This window comes from Dyadobacter sp. SG02 (assembly GCF_900109045.1).
In the GTDB taxonomy this organism is placed as follows: Bacteria; Bacteroidota; Bacteroidia; order Cytophagales; family Spirosomataceae; genus Dyadobacter.
Genome location: NZ_FNYL01000017.1, coordinates 155,650 through 174,276, shown reverse-complemented (window position 1 = coordinate 174,276; position 18,627 = coordinate 155,650). Strand labels below are relative to the sequence as shown.

General features: G+C 48.6%; 20 protein-coding genes. 9 read left to right on the top strand and 11 right to left on the bottom strand.

The window, feature by feature from the left end; all coding sequences use genetic code 11:
• Positions 1-13: 13 nt before the first annotated feature.
• Positions 14-634 (bottom strand): hypothetical protein, encoded by a 621-nt coding sequence (locus BMW93_RS30810; protein WP_090385681.1) that lies wholly within the window; start codon positions 632-634, stop codon positions 14-16.
• 174 nt (positions 635-808) lie between these two features.
• Here BMW93_RS30810 and BMW93_RS30805 point away from each other — a divergent pair, with 174 nt between their 5' ends.
• Entirely contained in the window at positions 809-2,161 is a 1,353-nt protein-coding gene (locus tag BMW93_RS30805; RefSeq protein WP_090385678.1) for an alpha-L-fucosidase, read from the top strand.
• Positions 2,162-2,294: 133 nt separating this feature from the next.
• Here BMW93_RS30805 and BMW93_RS30800 read toward each other — a convergent pair whose 3' ends face one another.
• The gene (locus BMW93_RS30800; protein ID WP_090385675.1) at positions 2,295-2,540 is read right to left on the bottom strand and encodes a hypothetical protein; all 246 of its coding nucleotides are present in this window, start codon (positions 2,538-2,540) and stop codon (positions 2,295-2,297) included.
• Between the two features lie 192 nt (positions 2,541-2,732).
• Positions 2,733-3,755, bottom strand: coding sequence for a PIN domain-containing protein (locus BMW93_RS30795; RefSeq protein WP_090385672.1), 1,023 nt, complete (start codon positions 3,753-3,755; stop codon positions 2,733-2,735).
• Between the two features lie 115 nt (positions 3,756-3,870).
• Between BMW93_RS30795 and BMW93_RS30790 the strand changes: the two genes are divergently transcribed.
• Positions 3,871-4,740 (top strand): hypothetical protein, encoded by an 870-nt coding sequence (locus tag BMW93_RS30790; protein ID WP_090385669.1) that lies wholly within the window; start codon positions 3,871-3,873, stop codon positions 4,738-4,740.
• A gap of 19 nt (positions 4,741-4,759) precedes the next feature.
• The gene (locus BMW93_RS30785; protein ID WP_090385667.1) at positions 4,760-4,945 is read left to right on the top strand and encodes a hypothetical protein; all 186 of its coding nucleotides are present in this window, start codon (positions 4,760-4,762) and stop codon (positions 4,943-4,945) included.
• Here the strand turns inward: BMW93_RS30785 and BMW93_RS30780 are convergent.
• A complete protein-coding gene (locus BMW93_RS30780) occupies positions 4,916-5,497 on the bottom strand; it encodes a Fic family protein (RefSeq protein ID WP_090385666.1) in 582 nt (193 codons plus the stop codon). The genes BMW93_RS30785 and BMW93_RS30780 overlap by 30 nt on opposite strands.
• 132 nt (positions 5,498-5,629) lie before the next feature.
• On the opposite strand from BMW93_RS30780, the gene BMW93_RS30775 reads away from it, so the two are divergent.
• From BMW93_RS30775 to BMW93_RS35995, 4 genes are all read left to right on the top strand, one after another.
• The gene (locus tag BMW93_RS30775) at positions 5,630-6,409 is read left to right on the top strand and encodes a nucleotidyltransferase domain-containing protein (protein WP_090385663.1); all 780 of its coding nucleotides are present in this window, start codon (positions 5,630-5,632) and stop codon (positions 6,407-6,409) included.
• 267 nt (positions 6,410-6,676) lie between these two features.
• The gene (locus BMW93_RS30770; protein ID WP_090385660.1) at positions 6,677-8,113 is read left to right on the top strand and encodes a hypothetical protein; all 1,437 of its coding nucleotides are present in this window, start codon (positions 6,677-6,679) and stop codon (positions 8,111-8,113) included.
• A 28-nt stretch (positions 8,114-8,141) separates the two neighbouring features.
• On the top strand, positions 8,142-9,089 hold the full coding sequence (locus BMW93_RS36000) for a sialate O-acetylesterase (RefSeq protein WP_310590249.1): 948 nt from the start codon (positions 8,142-8,144) through the stop codon (positions 9,087-9,089).
• 491 nt (positions 9,090-9,580) lie between these two features.
• Positions 9,581-9,958 carry a T9SS type A sorting domain-containing protein gene (locus tag BMW93_RS35995; protein WP_229241032.1) on the top strand — a complete coding sequence of 126 codons (378 nt, stop codon included), beginning with the start codon at positions 9,581-9,583 and terminating at the stop codon, positions 9,956-9,958.
• A 9-nt stretch (positions 9,959-9,967) separates the two neighbouring features.
• On the opposite strand, the gene BMW93_RS30760 is transcribed toward BMW93_RS35995, so the two are convergent.
• Both BMW93_RS30760 and BMW93_RS30755 read right to left on the bottom strand, forming a co-directional pair.
• Positions 9,968-10,540 (bottom strand): cupin domain-containing protein, encoded by a 573-nt coding sequence (locus BMW93_RS30760; protein ID WP_090385648.1) that lies wholly within the window; start codon positions 10,538-10,540, stop codon positions 9,968-9,970.
• The gene (locus BMW93_RS30755; protein WP_090385645.1) at positions 10,540-11,019 is read right to left on the bottom strand and encodes a hypothetical protein; all 480 of its coding nucleotides are present in this window, start codon (positions 11,017-11,019) and stop codon (positions 10,540-10,542) included. Before BMW93_RS30755 ends, BMW93_RS30760 begins: the two co-directional genes overlap by 1 nt.
• A gap of 70 nt (positions 11,020-11,089) precedes the next feature.
• On the opposite strand from BMW93_RS30755, the gene BMW93_RS30750 reads away from it, so the two are divergent.
• The gene (locus BMW93_RS30750; RefSeq protein ID WP_090385643.1) at positions 11,090-11,716 is read left to right on the top strand and encodes a TetR/AcrR family transcriptional regulator; all 627 of its coding nucleotides are present in this window, start codon (positions 11,090-11,092) and stop codon (positions 11,714-11,716) included.
• Positions 11,717-11,722: 6 nt separating this feature from the next.
• Here the strand turns inward: BMW93_RS30750 and BMW93_RS30745 are convergent, their stop codons facing one another.
• From BMW93_RS30745 to BMW93_RS30725, 5 genes are all read right to left on the bottom strand, one after another.
• Positions 11,723-12,577 (bottom strand): Bro-N domain-containing protein, encoded by an 855-nt coding sequence (locus BMW93_RS30745; RefSeq protein ID WP_090385641.1) that lies wholly within the window; start codon positions 12,575-12,577, stop codon positions 11,723-11,725.
• A 155-nt stretch (positions 12,578-12,732) separates the two neighbouring features.
• A complete protein-coding gene (gene purL / locus BMW93_RS30740) occupies positions 12,733-16,395 on the bottom strand; it encodes a phosphoribosylformylglycinamidine synthase (RefSeq protein ID WP_090385772.1) in 3,663 nt (1,220 codons plus the stop codon).
• 160 nt (positions 16,396-16,555) lie between these two features.
• Positions 16,556-17,017, bottom strand: coding sequence for an IS200/IS605 family transposase (tnpA, locus tag BMW93_RS30735; protein WP_090385638.1), 462 nt, complete (start codon positions 17,015-17,017; stop codon positions 16,556-16,558).
• A 77-nt stretch (positions 17,018-17,094) separates the two neighbouring features.
• Positions 17,095-17,580, bottom strand: coding sequence for a DUF6644 family protein (locus tag BMW93_RS30730; protein WP_090385636.1), 486 nt, complete (start codon positions 17,578-17,580; stop codon positions 17,095-17,097).
• 2 nt (positions 17,581-17,582) lie between these two features.
• Positions 17,583-17,936 (bottom strand): DUF6152 family protein, encoded by a 354-nt coding sequence (locus tag BMW93_RS30725; protein ID WP_090385633.1) that lies wholly within the window; start codon positions 17,934-17,936, stop codon positions 17,583-17,585.
• A gap of 135 nt (positions 17,937-18,071) precedes the next feature.
• Between BMW93_RS30725 and BMW93_RS30720 the strand changes: the two genes are divergently transcribed.
• Positions 18,072-18,623 carry a DUF4468 domain-containing protein gene (locus tag BMW93_RS30720; RefSeq protein ID WP_229241030.1) on the top strand — a complete coding sequence of 184 codons (552 nt, stop codon included), beginning with the start codon at positions 18,072-18,074 and terminating at the stop codon, positions 18,621-18,623.
• Positions 18,624-18,627: the final 4 nt, after the last annotated feature.

Sequence of the window (18,627 nt, the reverse complement as noted above, 5' to 3'; positions counted from 1 at the left end):
ATTTTTTGCGAATCTACAAAATCAAATAGTCATACTTCTTAAATCTCCTCCACTTGCCATTCGCTTGCTTTTGATAGACAATTGTGACAGAGCCAAAGGCCCCATACCAGGCGTCATCAATTTGATAATGTCCGCCAAAATAAACCCAAACTTTGATAGATGCGTAGCGTTCATCCGAAGTGAAAATTGGCATGGTCGTTGACACACAAAAACCTTTCATTCTTTTGATAGAAGAAACCGTGTGATAATTAGCGCCCTTCAAGCTAATTTTTTCAGACCTGGAAATAAGGGTACGCTTTCGAAGTGATTTACGTTCGGCGGTGCTGATGGCTTTCAGCGTTTCTGCGTCTCTGAATAAGTATGCAGGATTATACGACTCATGGCGGGTAGTCTTAGTCTCCATATCAATTTGGTCCTGAGTCTCGCCTCCTACAAACCCATTCCAGAAGACAGTGTAATCCCATCTATCCGTGACATTCGAGATCAGAATGGTTTTGGGTTGCTTGTTCGACAAGCTATTCATAATGTCAAAGTTTGTCGGATCACTGAAAGTCTGCCTGTAAATCTCGGCTGCTTGCCCGCATGCGATGCCGGTCGTGAGACAGAATAGCACAGTAAGGAGGTGATTTTTCATGAGGATGAAGTGTAAATGATTAGCACTAATAAAACGCCTTTCAGCACTATTTCACTACAAAATTTCACAAACCTCTCATTCAGCAGCGAATTCTCTTCCTATTTTCAAAAAACGCCCTAAAAACAGAGTATCAGTAGCCACAAATCCAGTCTTTCAAAAAAGACTTTTCAAACAATGCGCCTCAAACTCTTAACCTTCTTGCTCGGCCTCAGCCTCGCCGCCCCCACCCTCGCCCAGCAAACCACCAACAACCCCGAACGCGTCAAATGGTTTCAGGACCTGGGGTTCGGGATGTTTATTCACTGGAATGTCGACGTCTCGCTTGGGACGGTGATCAGCCATTCGCTGGCCGGGGCTTCGGACGATTATGTGAACCGGTACATCAAGGAACTGCCAACGTTCTTCAACCCCAAAAAGTTTGATCCGGACGAATGGGCGACTGCCGCGCGGCTCGCAGGGATGAAATATGTCGTTTTCACGACCAAGCACCACGCCGGTTTCTGCATGTTCGATACCAAAACGACGACTTTCAACGTCATGAACACGCCCTTCAAGCGAGATGTGACCAAGGAGATTATCGAGGCATTCCGCAAGCAGGGCATTGCTATCGGACTGTATTTTTCACCGGAAGACTTCCTGTTTTTCCACGAGAACAACATCCCGCTCGGCCGATTGCAGGACAAGCGCCAGTTCCCGATGAACAACCCCAAACTGATGGCGTACGACAAGGCGCAGATCAAGGAACTGCTCACCAATTACGGCAAAATCGACATTATGTTCTTCGACGGCCCCGGCGACGGGCTGCGCGAGTACGCGTGGAGCCTGCAACCCGAGCTCGTCATCACGCGCGACGCCATGAACACGCCCGAGCAAAACATCCCCGACAAAGCCTCGCCGCGCCCGTGGGAAGCGTGCTACACGATGGGCACCGACTGGCAATACAAACCGACCAACGACCCGCACAAATCGGGCACCGAGATCATCAACATGCTCATCGAGATCCGCGCCAAGGGCGGCAACTTCCTGTTGAACGTCGGCCCGAAACCGAACGGCGAAATCCAGATCGAACAGGAAGCGCTCCTGCGCGAGATCGCCCTGTGGAACTTCGCGAACGGGGAATCCATATACGCCGTCAAACCATTGCCTCTCATCCGCGACAAGGACATCTGGTTCACGCAGTCGAACGACGAAAAGGCCATTTACGCCTTCATTACCAAAAAGCGCGACGACGAATGGAAATACGGCCAACGCCGCGAATTCCTCTTCCCGATGATCGAAGGCACAGCTGCTACCAAGGTGGAAGTGCTCGGTTACGGGAGCGAACTGGTGGAATATGTAAACAATTTCGACGCATCGATACATTCGGCCGCAACGCCTCTCGGGCTGGCTGTGAGCGCGGTGAATGGGCAGCGGTTTTATACTAATAGGACGTGGCCTAATGCGGTGGTTTTGAAGATTTCGAACGCGAAGTTTAAGGCTCCTGAGGAGAAAAAAACTTCGAAATCAGGGATTGATGGCGCGCAATGACGCCCGACACTGCTAATGCATTGGAATGGAGGCTGCCTGTGTGGTCTCCATTTTTTGTTTGTGTTGAAATGTAAATAGAGGAACGCGAGTGATTGAAAATGTGCCGGAAGGCTCTACTAATTATCCATTGGTCCTATGCCGCCTTTCGTTCTTCGATCTTTTGGAAGAAAAAGACAAGCTCGCGGAATGTGCAAAACAGGTCGCTCGCACGCGGGTTGTGGCCTAGCTCGGTTTGCGCAATCATGTAGCCGGTGTAGATCGTCCAAAGGTCTTCGACCCATTCGGCGGGATCGCTCATGGATAGTAATGCTTTGACTTGCTCTCCATAGGCGAGCGTGGCCGAATCCGGGGATTCGATTTCAGTTAGTTTGTTGTGCATAAAACGCGTTTTTTGGGATGAATAAAAATGCCCTGTCTTAGGTGTCCCGCGCTCGCGTAAGCGCCTTGGGGCTTTCACCTGATCCACACCATAACAGGGCAATACTTCTGAACTTTTTCATTTTACGCGCATTTTTTGGGAAGGCGAATATGGTAAGGATGCTGATGGGATGCAAGCGAAATTATCCGATTTTTAGTTAGCCTCCCAAAAGCAAAGTCCAGAATCTTCCGGATAATAATGGACCTTCCAGCTACAAATCACCTCGTTCTTTATCTCGAAATTAACACTCGTGTAAAAGTATGTTGATAGCGGGATTAGTACAGGCTGATCTATAAAGTAATTAATGACGCACCTACCTAACAATCCTGCCTCAACCGAATACTCACCCAAGCGTTCCCTGCTTATAGAATAAGTATTGACTTCTCTACAGAACTCGGCGCTTACCACGTCAAAGTCATAGCTACGAAATCCCCTTACTCTTCTTTCAAAATTCTCGAAAAAGAATCCACAGCAAATATTACCGAGCCCCACTAACGCAGTCGAATCAAGTGTTGCCCAATCTATATTATTGACGAACCAGGACTCGGTGATAAAATTCGCGTGATTAACGAATTCCTTGTTAAAATCATCAATCGATCTGTAAAACTGCATATTGATGTTCTTTGCCAAAAGTTCGCGCCGAAGATCAGGGTGCAGATCTATTCCATCGGTATTACAGAAATCCTTTACATTATCCGAGATAAATACTACATGATCTCGATTCACTTCTGAAATATATTCGACAATTGAAGTCCAAATTATAGCGTCCCTAAAAACATCTCTCTCCGCGCTGAACGGCTTTTCACTTTTACGCCAACGCTGCAAAACCTTCGAAAGAAGTTCTGATTTGATAGGAATTTCTTCCAAACAAAACGAACTAAGCATCGATCTCACATAGGATTCGTATTCTTGGCATAAACACATTATGTCGATATCATCTGCTGCGACCTGATAGCCACCCCTCGTTAACTTGTTCAGCTTTAGTGACGACTTCCGATTGGCGCCAATAGCTTCGCGAAGGTTCAATTCATATTTTCTAGTTGCTTCAAGTAGAACCATTTCCGGAAGAACTATTGTTGAGTAAGTTGTTCTGCAAAAACGCAGAAAATTCTTCATCGCAACGGAGTTGAGGTCCAGGTCTCGGACTAACACATTAGTATCTAAAACAATATGCATAACATCGAATTTAGCTATTCAACTATTTGCTTTATAGTTACCTCTTTACGACATTCACTGTCAGGCACAAACATCGGCTATCAACTCTATCAGTAAATCAAAGTGTTAAAATCCAATGAAGGGCATATGCAAATTATATGACGTTGAGACTGAATTAAGGGACAGCCACATTATTCCAAAGTTCGTTTTCGACTATACAAAGAAAACCGGTTCACGATTCCTTCGCAACTTCGCAAATCCGAATCAACGAGTCCAGGACGGTTTTAAAAGGCGAATCCTGAGTGAAAAAGCAGAGCAACTATTTTCAAAGAAAGAGAAATGGTTTGCGGAGAATATTTTCCGCCCTTATTTAGAGGATAGCGAGAATCCTCTATCGTATGATGAGAATTTGATGTTCTTTGCAATATCTGTTTTGTGGAGATCACTGATCTGCCACTTGACTGAGCCGAATATTCAAAGCCAACCCTATGTAAATAAACTTAAGCTAGTGGCTGCCGACTGGAAGTCCTACCTTCTAGGGAATCAAACAAAGCCTCAGTTTAGCAAAATTTATCTGTTATTAACTAACAGAGTTTCATGGCATCTTCTTGATTCTGATGAAGCCGACTACTATTTAACTAGGGCGATCGATACCACTATTGTCGCTAATGATCCCCCAACTTTTGTGGCAGTGTATGCTAAATTTAATCGGTTTGCATTTTGGGCCACCGTTCACGGCGGGAATCCCAAAGGCTTGAACGAACTTAAAATTGCCGCCGGCAGAGGCTCTCTAAGCTTTCCTCAACAATGGTCGGATCCTTATATGCAATCTTTTTTCAAAAATAGATTGAAGCAGTTAAGCAACCTTCCACCTGTGTCTGAAAATCAGAAGAAAGTTATTGAGAACGATTTCGAACGGAATAAAGAGGCTTTTTTGGATTCCGATGCAGCAGCTGCGATGCGCAACGATCTTAGGCTTAAAAGTTACATTAATAACAAGAAGTAAATTCGCTATCTTCGTTCCTATGAAACTATTCGAAAAATACGCCAAACTGCGTCAGAAATCCTACGTCACCTCGATGGTCACGAATGCCGTACGCGGCAGCATGGCGTTGGAAAACCAGCACGTACCCGAGCCACAAGTACAGGCTATCGTCATCGCGCTATTGCGGGAAGCCGAGTTAAAAGGGCGTGAGTTCGTTAAGAATTAGGGCGGTTAATGCGCTTATATCGCCTTCGTCGCCCTTTCTCAAAGCTTCGATATATTTCACCCGCGCCTCTCCTTCTCTGTGATACAATTGTATCGGCTCGAAGCCTTTGAGCATTGCTGCTGCATTCAAAAGCAATCGCGCCGTACGACCATTACCATTGTTGAATGGATGAATCCAGACAAACCGGTGGTGTAGATAAGCCAGTAGTTCTGCAACTTCGTCTTTCTTCGCTACCCTCTTTAACCTATAATTGACATGATCTGCATATTGATACATCAGCGCCGGAACCTGTGACGGATGAGGTGGAGAGAGCTTCCCAACCTGAACATCAATCGTGCGCCATTTACCTGCCCAACTATACAATTCCCCAAAAGCCGTCCGATGGATTTCCAGGATGAGGCTGATATCAAGGTCTGCATCTTCGTCCAATTCCTGAATCGTGATCTCACATTTGGCAATACCGCTTGCTTCGTACAGATTTAGAAGGTCCTTATCTGTTAAATTCAGCAGGTTGTCGTCAATGGAAGGAGTATAGTCGGTCCCGTCGTTCATTTGATGTATTTTCGGAAGACAATGATAACCAGCAGACCTAACATATCAAATAAAGGAAACACATATTCGAAGATCCTTTACGATTCTAAAACCTACTATATTGCCCGTTATAACGATTAAAGAATTCCAACAATGACCACCGAAATCCAGCAAGAACTCTACCGCCTCGAAACCCAGCACAACATCCAGATCCTCTACGCTGTCGAAAGCGGAAGCCGGGCTTGGGGGTTTGCCTCAGTGAATAGCGATTGGGATGTGCGGTATATTTATGTGCACCGGCCCGAGTGGTATTTGCAGATCGACGACAAGAAGGATAATCAGGAGGAGATATTGCCCAACGACATCGACCTTGCCGGCTGGGAGCTGCGGAAGGCGCTGCGGCTTTTCAGGAAATCGAACCCGCCGATGCTCGAATGGCTCGATAGTCCGATCGTTTACCGGGAACAGTTCACAACGGCAGAGCGGCTGCGGGAATTGAAAAGGCAATATTTCAACCCACGCTCTTGCCTGCACCATTACCTCAGCATGGCCGATGGTAATTATAAGGATTACCTACTCAAAGATATGGTGCGGGTCAAAAAGTACTTCTATGTGCTGCGGCCTGTACTGGCCTGCGACTGGATACGCACGACCGACACGATGGCACCTACGGAGTTCATCAAACTGCTCGACAGCCAGGTGAAAGACGATGCCGTGCGAAAAGAAATCAATGCCTTGCTCATCCGCAAATCTGCTGGTGAAGAGCTCAGCGAGGAGCCGCGCATTCCACTGCTGCACGATTTCCTGACGGAGAAACTCGCATTTTACAAAGAATACGCAAAACAACTCCCACCAACAACTCTGCCCGATACCGCTGCATTGAACGAACTTTTCAGGGAGACGCTGACGGAAGTCTGGAATTTCGACTGCTAAGGCCCTTGAACACCGTTTGATAATTCTCTAACCGTTTATTCATCCGGTTACAATTTTCTTGCTTTTGAAAATCAAATGCGTTTGTATTGCATCACGCTTGACGGCCATTAATTCTACTCGTCATAACTCAACTACTTCTTCCAGGACCTGTACCATTCAACTATGGCCCGTTGACCTTTGTCAGTAGCAGCTTGGCGTTGCTGTGTGCAATCTTCCGGGATCCTCGTTCAGTTCCATTTTTAGTGTTTTACCTAAAACAAACGAGCTATGAAAAAGATGTTGTTGATTTTCGTTCTTACCGCATGCAATCAGCCGGGAAACAGTTGGCCTGATCCTGTACCGGGAGAACCCTTTGTGGTCGCCACGGCCGAAGATTCCGCGCGGACGAATGGACCTTTTATGCGCATTCATCCGACGGGGCAACACCCGGAAATGATTCATGACAATATTGACCGGCAACCGGAGCTCAAAATTGAAGAATGGCTCTCTGCCCCAACCCCGTTGGCCGATTTTGGGCGCATCCTGAAACCGGAACAAGCGATGGAAATGACCGCATTCGGAGGTGGGCTGACCGCCGGCGTGATGAACGGCGGCATTACCCGGGAAAGTCAGCAAACCAACTACACCAATCTGCTGGCGCATCAAATGGGGATCAAAAATTTTGAAATGCCGCTTTTTGACAAGGAGCATTATAATGGTACGGGGTATTACGTGTATCGTAATACGGAAAGCGGGCATCCGCAGTGGGACCGGGTGGTAAATAATACGATTTCGCTTTTACCCGGCAATTCTCCGACCATGCCTGAGTACGCCGGAAAGATTTCTAACTACGGATTACCTGACGGCAACGCTGAATGGTATGTACATGGTGCCAATTGCGACAGATGTGGCTTGAACAAGCTCCTTCTCACGCGTATCAAACGCTACATACCCCAATATCCTGCCCAAGCATTTCGCAAGATCAGAGAGGACGTACCTTACAATTTTGTCGTTGTCGAGGAGTTTTTCGATTGGTGGATGCGAGGAATTCGAATGACAGGCCAAATCGGCGTATACGACTTCAACGGCTCAATTTTAAACTCCGGCAGAATTGCTGACTACGCACTCAATGGCATGCTGGCAGCCCGTCCGAAAGGGGTAATATTTACCATTCCACGCTACCAGGACTTACCGTACATGGAATGGTATTCTCGCCACAAGCTCATCAAAAGAGGATGGGGGCTCTACATCAGCTTTAATCGCAACGGCATCGCCGATCAAATCGTAGACGCCTCACGACCCTTTTCCATGATCCCGTCGGCCAAATTACATCACCTTTTTGAAAATTTCAGCCGCGGGGGAGAGTTCCGGGTAAATTTCGAAGATTTCGAAGTAATAGACGAGGACGAAACCTTCATGTCCGATCCGCAACTGCATTACAATGGAAAAATCAGGGAATACGCGGCGGAAAAAGACCTTGCCGTAGTCGATCTATTTGATCTCTATCAACAGATTCATCAAGGGGGATACAGAACAGATGACGGCATTTTAGTGGACGGTACCGCGTATGGCAATTTCTTTTCATCGGATGGCATTTATCCCACACCACTTGGACAGGCCATCATTGCAAACGAGGTGATCAAGGCGATTAATAAGCATTATGATGCAAAGATCCCATTAATCGATATTACCGGGTTTGTCAGAACGACAGGATTTGAAAAGTAGCAGTCATCAACCGACATCAATTTCTAAAATGAAAACACTTTTCGTGTGGATATGTGTATTCACTTGTTTCAACTCTCATGTCTGCAACGCCCAAACAGTGTCGTTGTCTTACCCCGTTAATAACAGCGTAGTCCAGCGCAATACGCTCAACATGGCCACTGTAACCGTTGCAGGGCAGCTTAATTATAGCAATCTGGCCGTTACAGTTAGTTACCGATTTCGTCCAGTGGGCCCAACCGGCATCCCCGGAGCGCCTGGTGCTGCAACCAATCTCAGCCTGGCACCCAATGGCATGTTTTATGCGTTACCCGTGATAAATAAGGGTTGGTACCTGTGTGAAATTCTTGTGAACGGCATTGTTTATACCGCTAACAAATTTGGGGTCGGTGACGTGTTTATCATCGCGGGGCAGTCAAATGCCCAGGGGATCCCTCTTCTATCTAATCAATTACCTTCGAGTGCTGGCATACCGGAGTGGGTTGTTGGAACGTCCGAGAAAAACACTTGTACGAGAAAATTACCCGAATCATTCACCCACATGTTTCCACTGAACACCTCGGATGATATGAAGCGACTAGGCGCTTTGGGACCTACTGGAAATACTGTGTGGGCTTATGCGGTCCTTGGCAAACTGATTTCCGACGCGAATGGCGGCATGCCAGTTGCCCTATTTAACGCGGCTACGGGAGGATCAAGCATTACAGAATGGAAACAGGGAGCCGATGGTGTCGAGGCCAAACATCCCTACACGGGAGCGCAAGTCTGTTTGGGCTACATGGGAGGCTCCGCGGTGCCGAAGGACTATTACGGCCAGCCCTACACGGCGCTCAAAACCGCTTTAAATTACTACGGATCGCTCTATGGTGTGCGGGCCGTGCTCTGGCACCAGGGTGAAGCCGATGCCGATCCAAATGTAGACCCGATTACAAGGCCAGCAGCGCCGCAGATTACCAGGCAAAACTTCAAGCGGTCATAGCCAAGTCCCGGTCTGACTTCGCAGCACCCAACCTAACCTGGTATATTTGCAAAGCAACAATCAGTAAGTTCAGCCCCATCCATCCCACAATCAGGACCGGGCAGGGCAATACACCTACCGGTTCAACAATTCTTAGCGGCGCGGATACCGACTATATAACAGGCAGCGCAGGAGCTACCACGGTTAGTGATGGAGGCGAAGAATATCGCAAAGACAGCACCCATTTTTACGAAGGTCCGGGGCAGACGAAAGGCCTCACCTGGCTCGCCAACAAATGGGCGGCAACGATCGGAGCACTTACCAATCCTGTTCCCGCAAGCTACGTTCCACTTCTCGCCTATTCCAAGAACAACGACTGGCGGACTCTTACCGCTCCTTCCGGAGGTGTGCAGTACCATTGGAACTCAACCCACATCAATAACCAGGGCGTTGCAGGTGGCACGTCAAGCGTGTACACCACCGATCAGAGCTGGCTTGGCATGAAATGCTATATGAAAGATGCGATCGGAAACTGGCATGTTTCAGCTGCGATCAACATCGGACATTATAGCAGCCAACTCGAAGGAACAGAAATTGCCCGAGTGGGACAACCCGAAGAACCTGGTTTTGAGCTAAATGCGTATCCAAACCCATTCACTGAAAGCTTCACCATCGCATTCTGTGTGCCACAAGATAATTGCCATGTCCAATTGGAGATCATGGATATTCAGGGGGCGGTTCTGAAAACAGTTGTGAACAATCCGCACGCGAAAGGAAAGTGGCAATACGAAGTTCAAGGGTTGCCTGATACTTACGACGACATTTTGTTTTGCAGGTTGAAGGTTAATGAAAGCTACACTGTGAAGAAACTGTTACGAATGGGTAAATAACCGTGTCCTTCAACGCGCCGGCTGTGCTTCCGGCGCATTTTGGAACCGCTTGTTTTTGCCACGTATTTTTCCCAAAAATAACACGACAGGGAAGATAACCTTCTTCACAAACGCAGGAATACCAAGCATGTCGAACTCTGTCCGGTATTTCCGCAACAGGTAAGCAGCGTCAAATGCTGCTGGACGACCATTTCCGTTTTCGCGCGAGGAGCGGTAGATTTCCGAGAGGAAATACTCGATATTATGCGGTGGCCAGATTTCGCCATCGCAGTAAAGCGTGGTATCACCGGCATTCCAGAACCGGTGGGCGATCCCGGCTTCGAACGTTGCCGATTCGCCTTTGTGCAGATAGTAGGGCTGCTCACCAAGCACTTCCACACCCATTTTTCCGTCAAGAATATGCAGCCTTTCGTGCTGCTGGTGGTGCACATGCATAGGCGGCCCAGCCCCTGGGCTCACCTGGTTTTCGACCTGAATATATTCTACACCATCGCGCAGTTCGCGTCCGAGGAAGGTTAGCCGCTCGCCGTGGCCATTATCGATCGTTACGGGGTATCCTTTTTCCATTGTGAGGGTTTCCATTAGTTTTCTGCTTGTTTTACGCTTAAACCATACAACAAAATAACCGCCAACACCAGCAATCCGCCCAAACGGACGAGGCTGAGCTTTTCCCAGGTTTGGGCACGTCCGGCGAGGTCGCCGTTCACCGCGGGCGAATAGGCCGAAGTGGTAATGGCCACCAGTTCGGGAACGAAATAGGCTGCGGTAATCGCGAGTACCAGTACGTAACCACCCACAACAATTAATAACTGCTTGCGGCGGGGTTGTCGCCAGTTGGTGATCAATGCAGCTGCCAGCAACAAAATAGCCACCGGATGTACCGGCTTCCAAAAGTTAACGGCTTGCAAGCCATACTCGCCCTGGAACATAGAAAGCGAACGCGGCGGCGCGGCGCTCCACGCGGGCACCACAGCGGCATGCTCGTAAATGGCGGCGCCGATGATGGTGATAAAGGCAATCGATGCCATAATGTGCAGGAAATTCGGGAATGTTTTCGTCATGAGATCAAAATGTTATATTTTTGGACAACGACCTAAAATTACAAGGATTTAGGACATTGACCAAATTTAGATGAACGCTACACAGGAGAAAATTAGTAAACGGGCATTGGAGCTCTTCAACCTCAAGGGCATCGAGTATGTGGGCATGCGCGAACTAGCCGCAGACCTTGGCATACGAATCGGGAACCTCACCTACTATTTCCCGACCAAGGATGACCTCGTTTTCAGTCTCAGCCAGGCTTATACCGAATCCAATTCAAAGATCCACAGCGACTTACCGACAAATAGCTTGTATGATTTTCTTGACAAAAACAAACTGCTGTTCGAGAACGGTTTGAAATACCAATGCCTCCTGCTAAGCATGGTGCATCTGATGGAACAAAACACCCGCATCGCCGCCAATTATCAGGGCAATGTAATACAAAACAGAATGGCCGGCCTGATCCGGGATATTGGGATTTTACAAGAGAATAAATACCTGAAATTCGGCTGTGAGGATGATCGATTACTGATCATTTCCAGCAACAGCTTACAAAGCCGTTTCTGGCTCTCGGAAGCAGTCCTCACCGAATCCCGGCAGAACCTGGCGTCGCAATTGACGCATTATCTAAGGATGAAGGCGCATTTGTTGCGGCCTTATGCTACTAAGAAGGGGATTGGGGATATTGATCGGTTTGTGGGGGAGTTAACACAATAAGCTTCCTTACTCAGAACCTTCGGAATCAAGTCGTTTAATGACCTTTTCATTCAGCATTGTTTTCGCATTCGCATCAGTGACGACCTTTTTCCCGGTTTGCGCTTCGAGTTCGTCCAATGCAACTTTCGCTACGTTCCCACCCTGCCGGGCTACTTTTTTGCTTTGTTCAAAACCGTCGGGATTAACAGCCTGTGAGATGTCTTTGGCAGATGCCTCGGCCAGCATATTCAGAATTAGCTCGGTGTTGGTCATATTGTCTCGCAGATTCTCTTTCCTGAGACCTTTGAGCGTTTTGTATTCTTTGGTTGTCCTCCCAGCCCAGGTTTTGGTGATGATGTCGGTTAGAGTAGCAAATTGCGTCCCTTCCTGCACACCCCGGCTTTTCCACTCCTCGGTTAACTCCTTACGAATCTCAATGCTTTTAAGACGCTGGTTAATCCAGCTTTCTGAGTAGCCGAGTTTCAAATATTGCTCCAATGCTCGATCAATTGTCTGTTCCGGATCTTGCATTTCGTCCAGGCGCTCGGAGGCAATCGCAGCGAGCCATAACTTGAATGGCTCAGCTTTTGGAGATGGTATAGATTGAATTAAGCGGAAGAGTTGTTCAGTATCAGCAACATCAGTTTGATAGTTTTTACCATCAGCCGATCGCATTTTCAGTTGTCCGATTTTTTCGGACAACTCACTTCCTTCTTTTTTGAGCTTTGCTTTCAAGTCATTCCAGTACTTCCTTGGTCTGTCAGTACCAGTCAAAACTTCAATCACATCAATAATCGAGAAAAACCATTTTTCTTGTTCGTCACCCCAAACCGTTCTCACTTGCCTATCTTCAAAAATCTGGATCGCATCTTGCTTTGTCATAGTATGTGGAGGCTATTAGTTGAGCTATCAATATGCGCAAAATATTTAATTTGCCCCAATCACTTTCCCAGGAAACAAGCAAAAAGCCCGTCACGATTACCATCGCAACGGGCCCATTTATCAGAAGGCAACCACTTCCTCCTTCCTCCAAAAAACTATCGCCTCTCCTCAATCCACTTCCGCGCATTCACAAACGCTTCCATCCACGGAGAAACTTCATCCTTCCGACCCTCAGGATAATTAGCCCAGTGCCATTGGAAAAGTGATCGCTCGATGTGCGGCATGGTTACCAGGTGACGACCGGTGTTATCGCACAAAATAGCTGTGTTGTAATCCGAGCCATTTGGGTTGGCCGGGTAGGTTTCGTAACCGTACTTGGAAACGATATTATATTCATTTTCGGCCAAAGGCAATTTGAAACGACCTTCCCCGTGTGACACCCATACACCTAGCGTGCTACCCGCGAGCGACGACAGCATTACTGAATTGTTGGGCTGAACCGTCATCGAAGTAAATATACTTTCGTGCTTGTGGCTCGCATTGTGCAGCATTTTGGGTTTCTGCTCGTGATCCGGGTTAATCAGGCCGAGCTCGACGAAGAGCTGACATCCATTACAGATGCCTACCGAAAGTGTGTCTTCGCGTTTGAAAAAGTTTTCCAGCGCGATTTTGGCTTTTTCGTTGTAAAGGAAGGCGCCGGCCCATCCCTTGGCGGAGCCGAGAACGTCAGAGTTCGAGAATCCTCCTACGGCACCGATGAATTGGATATCTTCCAGCGTTTCGCGGCCTGAAATAAGGTCGGTCATGTGGACGTCCTTTACGTCAAAACCGGCCAGATACATGGCATTTGCCAGCTCGCGTTCGGAGTTGCTGCCCTTTTCGCGGAGTACCGCTGCTTTCGGACGTGGTTTTGAAGCATCAATCACAGGCTTTTTACCGTCAAACTGCGCAGGGAATTTGTAGCGCAATACGTGGTGCTTGTAATTGTCGAAACGCTCTTTCGCGAGACCGTTGCCAGTCTGTTTTTGGTCTAACAAATAAGATGTTTTAAACCAAACATCACGCAGATGGTCGATATCGAAATCCCATTTGCCTGTTGCGTCCTTCACAGTAAGCGTGGAGGCCAGGTTAACGGTACCTATTTTATGGAATGCAACGCCGATTTCGGTCAATACCGCCTCAGCCGATTCATCGGCCTGGAATACGATACCAATGTTTTCAGCAAAAAGTTTTTCTATAATATCCTGTTCGCCGAGTGCCGACAGATCGATAGAAGCGCCCAGGTCGCGGTCAGCGAAGCACATTTCGAGCAATGTGGTGATCAAACCGCCGCTGCCGATATCGTGACCCGCCTGGATTTTGCCGGCTTTGATCAACTGCTGAATTGCATTGAATGCAATTTTGAACTGCGCCGCATCCTGAATGTCCGGTGTTTCGGAACCGATTCTATTCAGGATTTGCGCGAATGACGAGCCACCAAGTTTGAAACGGTCGCCCGACAGATTGATATAATAAATAGAACCGCCTGACTTGCGTAATACCGGCTCTACCACCGCGGTAATGTCGTTGCAATGGCCGCCTGCCGAAATAATGACGGTACCCGGCGCGATGACATCGCCGTCTTTGTATTTCTGCTTCATCGACAGGGAATCCTTTCCTGTCGGGATGTTGATGCCGAGACTGATAGCGAAATCAGAGCAGGCTTGTACGGCTTTGTACAAACGCGCGTCCTCGCCTTCATTTTTACAAGCCCACATCCAGTTGGCCGAGAGGGAAACTGTTGCCAAACCGTCTTTCAATGGAGCCCAAACGATGTTGGAAAGCGCTTCTGCGACGGCATTGCGGCTGCCAGCAGCGGGGTCGATCAATGCCGAAAGCGGCGCGTGACCGATCGAAGTCGCGATACCGTCTTTACCCTGGAAATCGAGGGCCATTACGCCTACGTTATTCAGCGGCAACTGCAATGGACCGGCCGTTTGCTGCTTCGCCACATGGCCGCCTACGCAACGGTCGACTTTGTTGGTCAACCAGTCCTTGGAAGCAACGGCTTCGAGTTGCAGCATTTGTTCGAGATACTCGTGCAGTTTCGACGTTTCGTATTGCACAGGCTCGTATGTGCGCTCGACGGTTTTGTCGCGCATGTAAGTTTTCGGCGAGCTACCAAACATTTCGTCCATTGCCAAATCCATCGGCTTAGCGCCGGTGGTCGACGATTCGAATGTGAAGCGGTGGTCACCTGTCACTTCTCCTACCGTATACATCGGCGCGCGTTCGCGGTCGGCGATGCGTTGGAGGAAGTCGATATCATCCTGGCTGATCACGAGGCCCATTCTTTCCTGGGATTCGTTGCCGATGATTTCTTTCGCGGAAAGCGTCGGGTCGCCTACCGGCAGCTTGTCGAGGTTGATCTTCCCGCCTGTTTCTTCTACCAGTTCAGACAAGCAGTTCAAATGCCCGCCTGCGCCGTGGTCGTGAATGGAAACGATGGTATTATTACCGCTTTCCACCATCCCGCGTACGGCATTGGCAACGCGTTTCTGCATTTCAGGGTTGGAGCGCTGGATCGCATTCAATTCAATGCCCGAACCAAATGCGCCGGTATCCGCAGACGAAACAGCCGCGCCGCCCATCCCGATCCGGTAGTTTTCGCCACCCATTACCACCACTTTGTCACCGGTAGCAGGCGTATGTTTTTTGGCTTGCTCAGCTTTACCGTAGCCGATACCGCCAGCCTGCATGATCACTTTGTCATAACCCAGCTTGCGACCCGCTTCTTCATGCTCGAATGTCAACACCGAACCGACAATTAGCGGTTGCCCGAATTTGTTACCAAAATCAGTCGCACCATTGGAAGCCTTGATGAGGATGTCCATCGGCGTCTGATATAACCATTGGCGCTCTTCAACACCTTTCTCCCAAGGGCGGTTTTCTTCGAGTCGCGAGAGTGCGGTCATGTACACGGCCGTACCCGCGAGCGGGATCGAGCCTTGCCCGCCTGCCAGGCGGTCGCGGATCTCTCCACCCGAACCGGTCGCGGCACCATTGAATGGCTCCACGGTCGTCGGGAAGTTGTGGGTTTCCGCTTTCAATGAAAGTACGGATTCAAAATCCTTGATTTCGTAATATTCCGGCACATCCGGGCGCTTCGGTGCGAATTGCTGCACGATCGGCCCTTTGAGGAATGCGACGTTGTCTTTATAGGCTGAAACGATGGTATTTGGATTCGCTTCCGATGTTTTGCGAATCAGCTTGAAAAGCGAAATGGGCTGCTCTTCGCCGTCAATCACGAATACGCCGTTGAAGATCTTGTGGCGGCAATGCTCGGAGTTCACTTGTGAGAAACCAAACACCTCGGAGTCGGTCAGCTTTCGGCCGAGCTTTTCTGAAAGGCCTGTCAGGTAATCGACTTCCTCTTCGTTCAATGCGAGGCCTTCCTGTTTGTTATAAGCAGCAATATCAGCAATTTCCCGAACAGGCTCAGGCTTGATATCAATGGTGTAAATGTCCTGGTTCAGCTCGCTGTATTTCTGCGAAAGCATTGGATCGAAATCCGTGAAATCAGCGGTTACCTTCTTGAATTCCTCAATGCGAACGATGCCTTCCAGGCCCATATTCTGGGTAATCTCGACGGCATTGGTGCTCCACGGCGTGATCATGGCAGCGCGTGGCCCGACGAAATAATCTGTGAGAACGGTCTCCTTCCGGAGTTCTGCGCCGCCGAAAAGCCAGCTTAATTTGGAGGAATCGGAGGCAGTGAGCGTTCGCTCGGTTTGTAGTGCAAAGACGGTTTCGTCCCCGCCAGTGAAGAAGTAAATCATGATGTCCAATTAAGGCGCAAAGGTACGGCTTTTTTGTTTTTTAAACCAGGCAATGAATTGCCTGGTCAAAAAAATCATTCGTACCTCCGGTACTCCCGAGGCTCAGTGCCGGAGGCACGAACAATACTCCAGCCAGGGATTTAAATCCCTGAAAAAGGAATTAGACGGGCGCATGGAAAAGATATTGTTCCTGAAATTCAACGCCGTTCTTTACCAGCATATCCAGATATTCTTCCGGGAAAGTGATTCCGTAATGATGTTCTTCCTGATTTTCAATATATCTGTAAACCCGCTTGATTTCCGTCTTGTTGTAGGAGAACGCACCGTAACCGACCTGCCATTCAAATCGACTTCGCAGAAAACCTGATTCATTGAGCCATTTTGAAGATTTCGCCTTCGCCACCTTCATGACCTCTGCTACCGATTGTGCCGGTTTCAGCACAAAAAGGCAATGCACATGATCCTCAACACCATTTACAATGAGCGTCTTTGCCCCGGTCTCATTAATTAGATTGCCGATTACTGCAAATAATTCAACCCGCCAGGGCTTATGCAGACGGGCAGCACGATATTTTACCGCAAAAACACACTGAATGAAGATTTGAGAATAAGAATTGCCCATAAGTCACGGATTTACATTCAGCGAAAAGCTAAAAACATAAATCGACGCATCGAAAACCAATGAGCAAACGGCTCCGCTCAATAAGCCAGCAACCTCCCGCAAGCCACGACTGCGACCCACACAACAATGGAAATCGCCGCGCACAAACGCGCGGCGCCCGGCAGCTCGCCTGTGGCACCCCATCGGGTGAACGGACCGTAAATAAACCGGTGAAACCAGAACACATTGAAAGCCGCCAGCAGTATCAAACCTATTTTGGTCCAAAAAACGGGATCGATGCCCAGCGCCTGCGCATTGGTGAGAAATAGCAGAAGGCCGGAAGGGATAATCAAGATCAAGCCGCGCTGCGACCATGGCAACAGATGCCTGGACAGCCCACTGAGGGGTAGTTCACGGGAGAAGCCCAGCAGGCGCAGGTCGAATAGGAACGCTGCGCCCACGAGCATCACAATGCCCAATATATGCACGATTTCCAAAGCCGGGTAAAGCCACAGCGATTGCCGGATGCCGGCAGCCCAGGAAGATTTTTCCAGCCATTCAAGCGATTGATGGTAAGACAGCACGCTTAGCGGAGTTCGTATTTGTCATCACCCACAAAAATGCGCTCGGCACGCATTTCGTTTTTTTCCGTTTTGTGCGGGTAGGCCACAAAACGGATCGTCGTGCCTTTTTTGACCATATCCGCGTTCAATCCACGCGATTCCATGCGGGTAACGGGCGCGAGGTACACGGTGGTGAGCTCTTTGTTGTACTTCACTTTGGCCAATACGTGGGGGTTTTCGTAGGTAAGGTCTTCGATTTTGGCCTTAAAATCGGTCGGTTTGGTCTGGTCGTAATCGGCCCAACCGTGGTGCAGGATGGTGAACGATGCGCAGACGAGCAGCGCAATTGCAAGCGAAACGTTTTTGAGCTTAGCCATAACCTGTTGAGTTTAGTATAGTTAAATGTAACCAAATCATCCCTCTTAAAAAACCGAACCAAATACAAAGTCGCCGAAAGCACCGCCAAAATGTTTTCCGCTATATTTGCCCGCTCACTAATTCAACACTTTGACTTGAAACATCTGCTCCTTTTCGCGCTGCTTATCGCGGCCACCCACAGTTTCGCACAGGACGGCCGGTTGCCGCTCGATTCTAAAAACAGCATCAGCTATACCGATTCCGGACAGCCCAAATTCAGCAAGGCAGAACTCCACGAAAAAATCAGAGCCTGGGTCGACAAGAAATTCGGGAATGCGCAAAATGCGATCACCAGCGACGATGCACAGGCAGGAATCATACTCATTACCAGCTACATCCCCGTCATCCATTCCGATTATCAGTACATCCGCTTCGACCTCGGCGTACAATATAAGGACAACCAGTACGAGGCCCGCATTACAACCCTCGACGGCGTTTCCGCCGAGCACAGCCCCGTTCGGTTGGGTTTAAAGGAAAATGACAATATCACCGCGAAAGAGCAGATCATCAAAACGGAAAGCAACCGCAAAAAACGCAAGGAAGCAGAAGTTGCCCTTCAAGTAGCGAAGGCGGACAATGAAGGCATTAATGCATCATTATATAACCTGCTTGGCGACCTCAAAACCTATATTACCAACGCCCGATAGAACA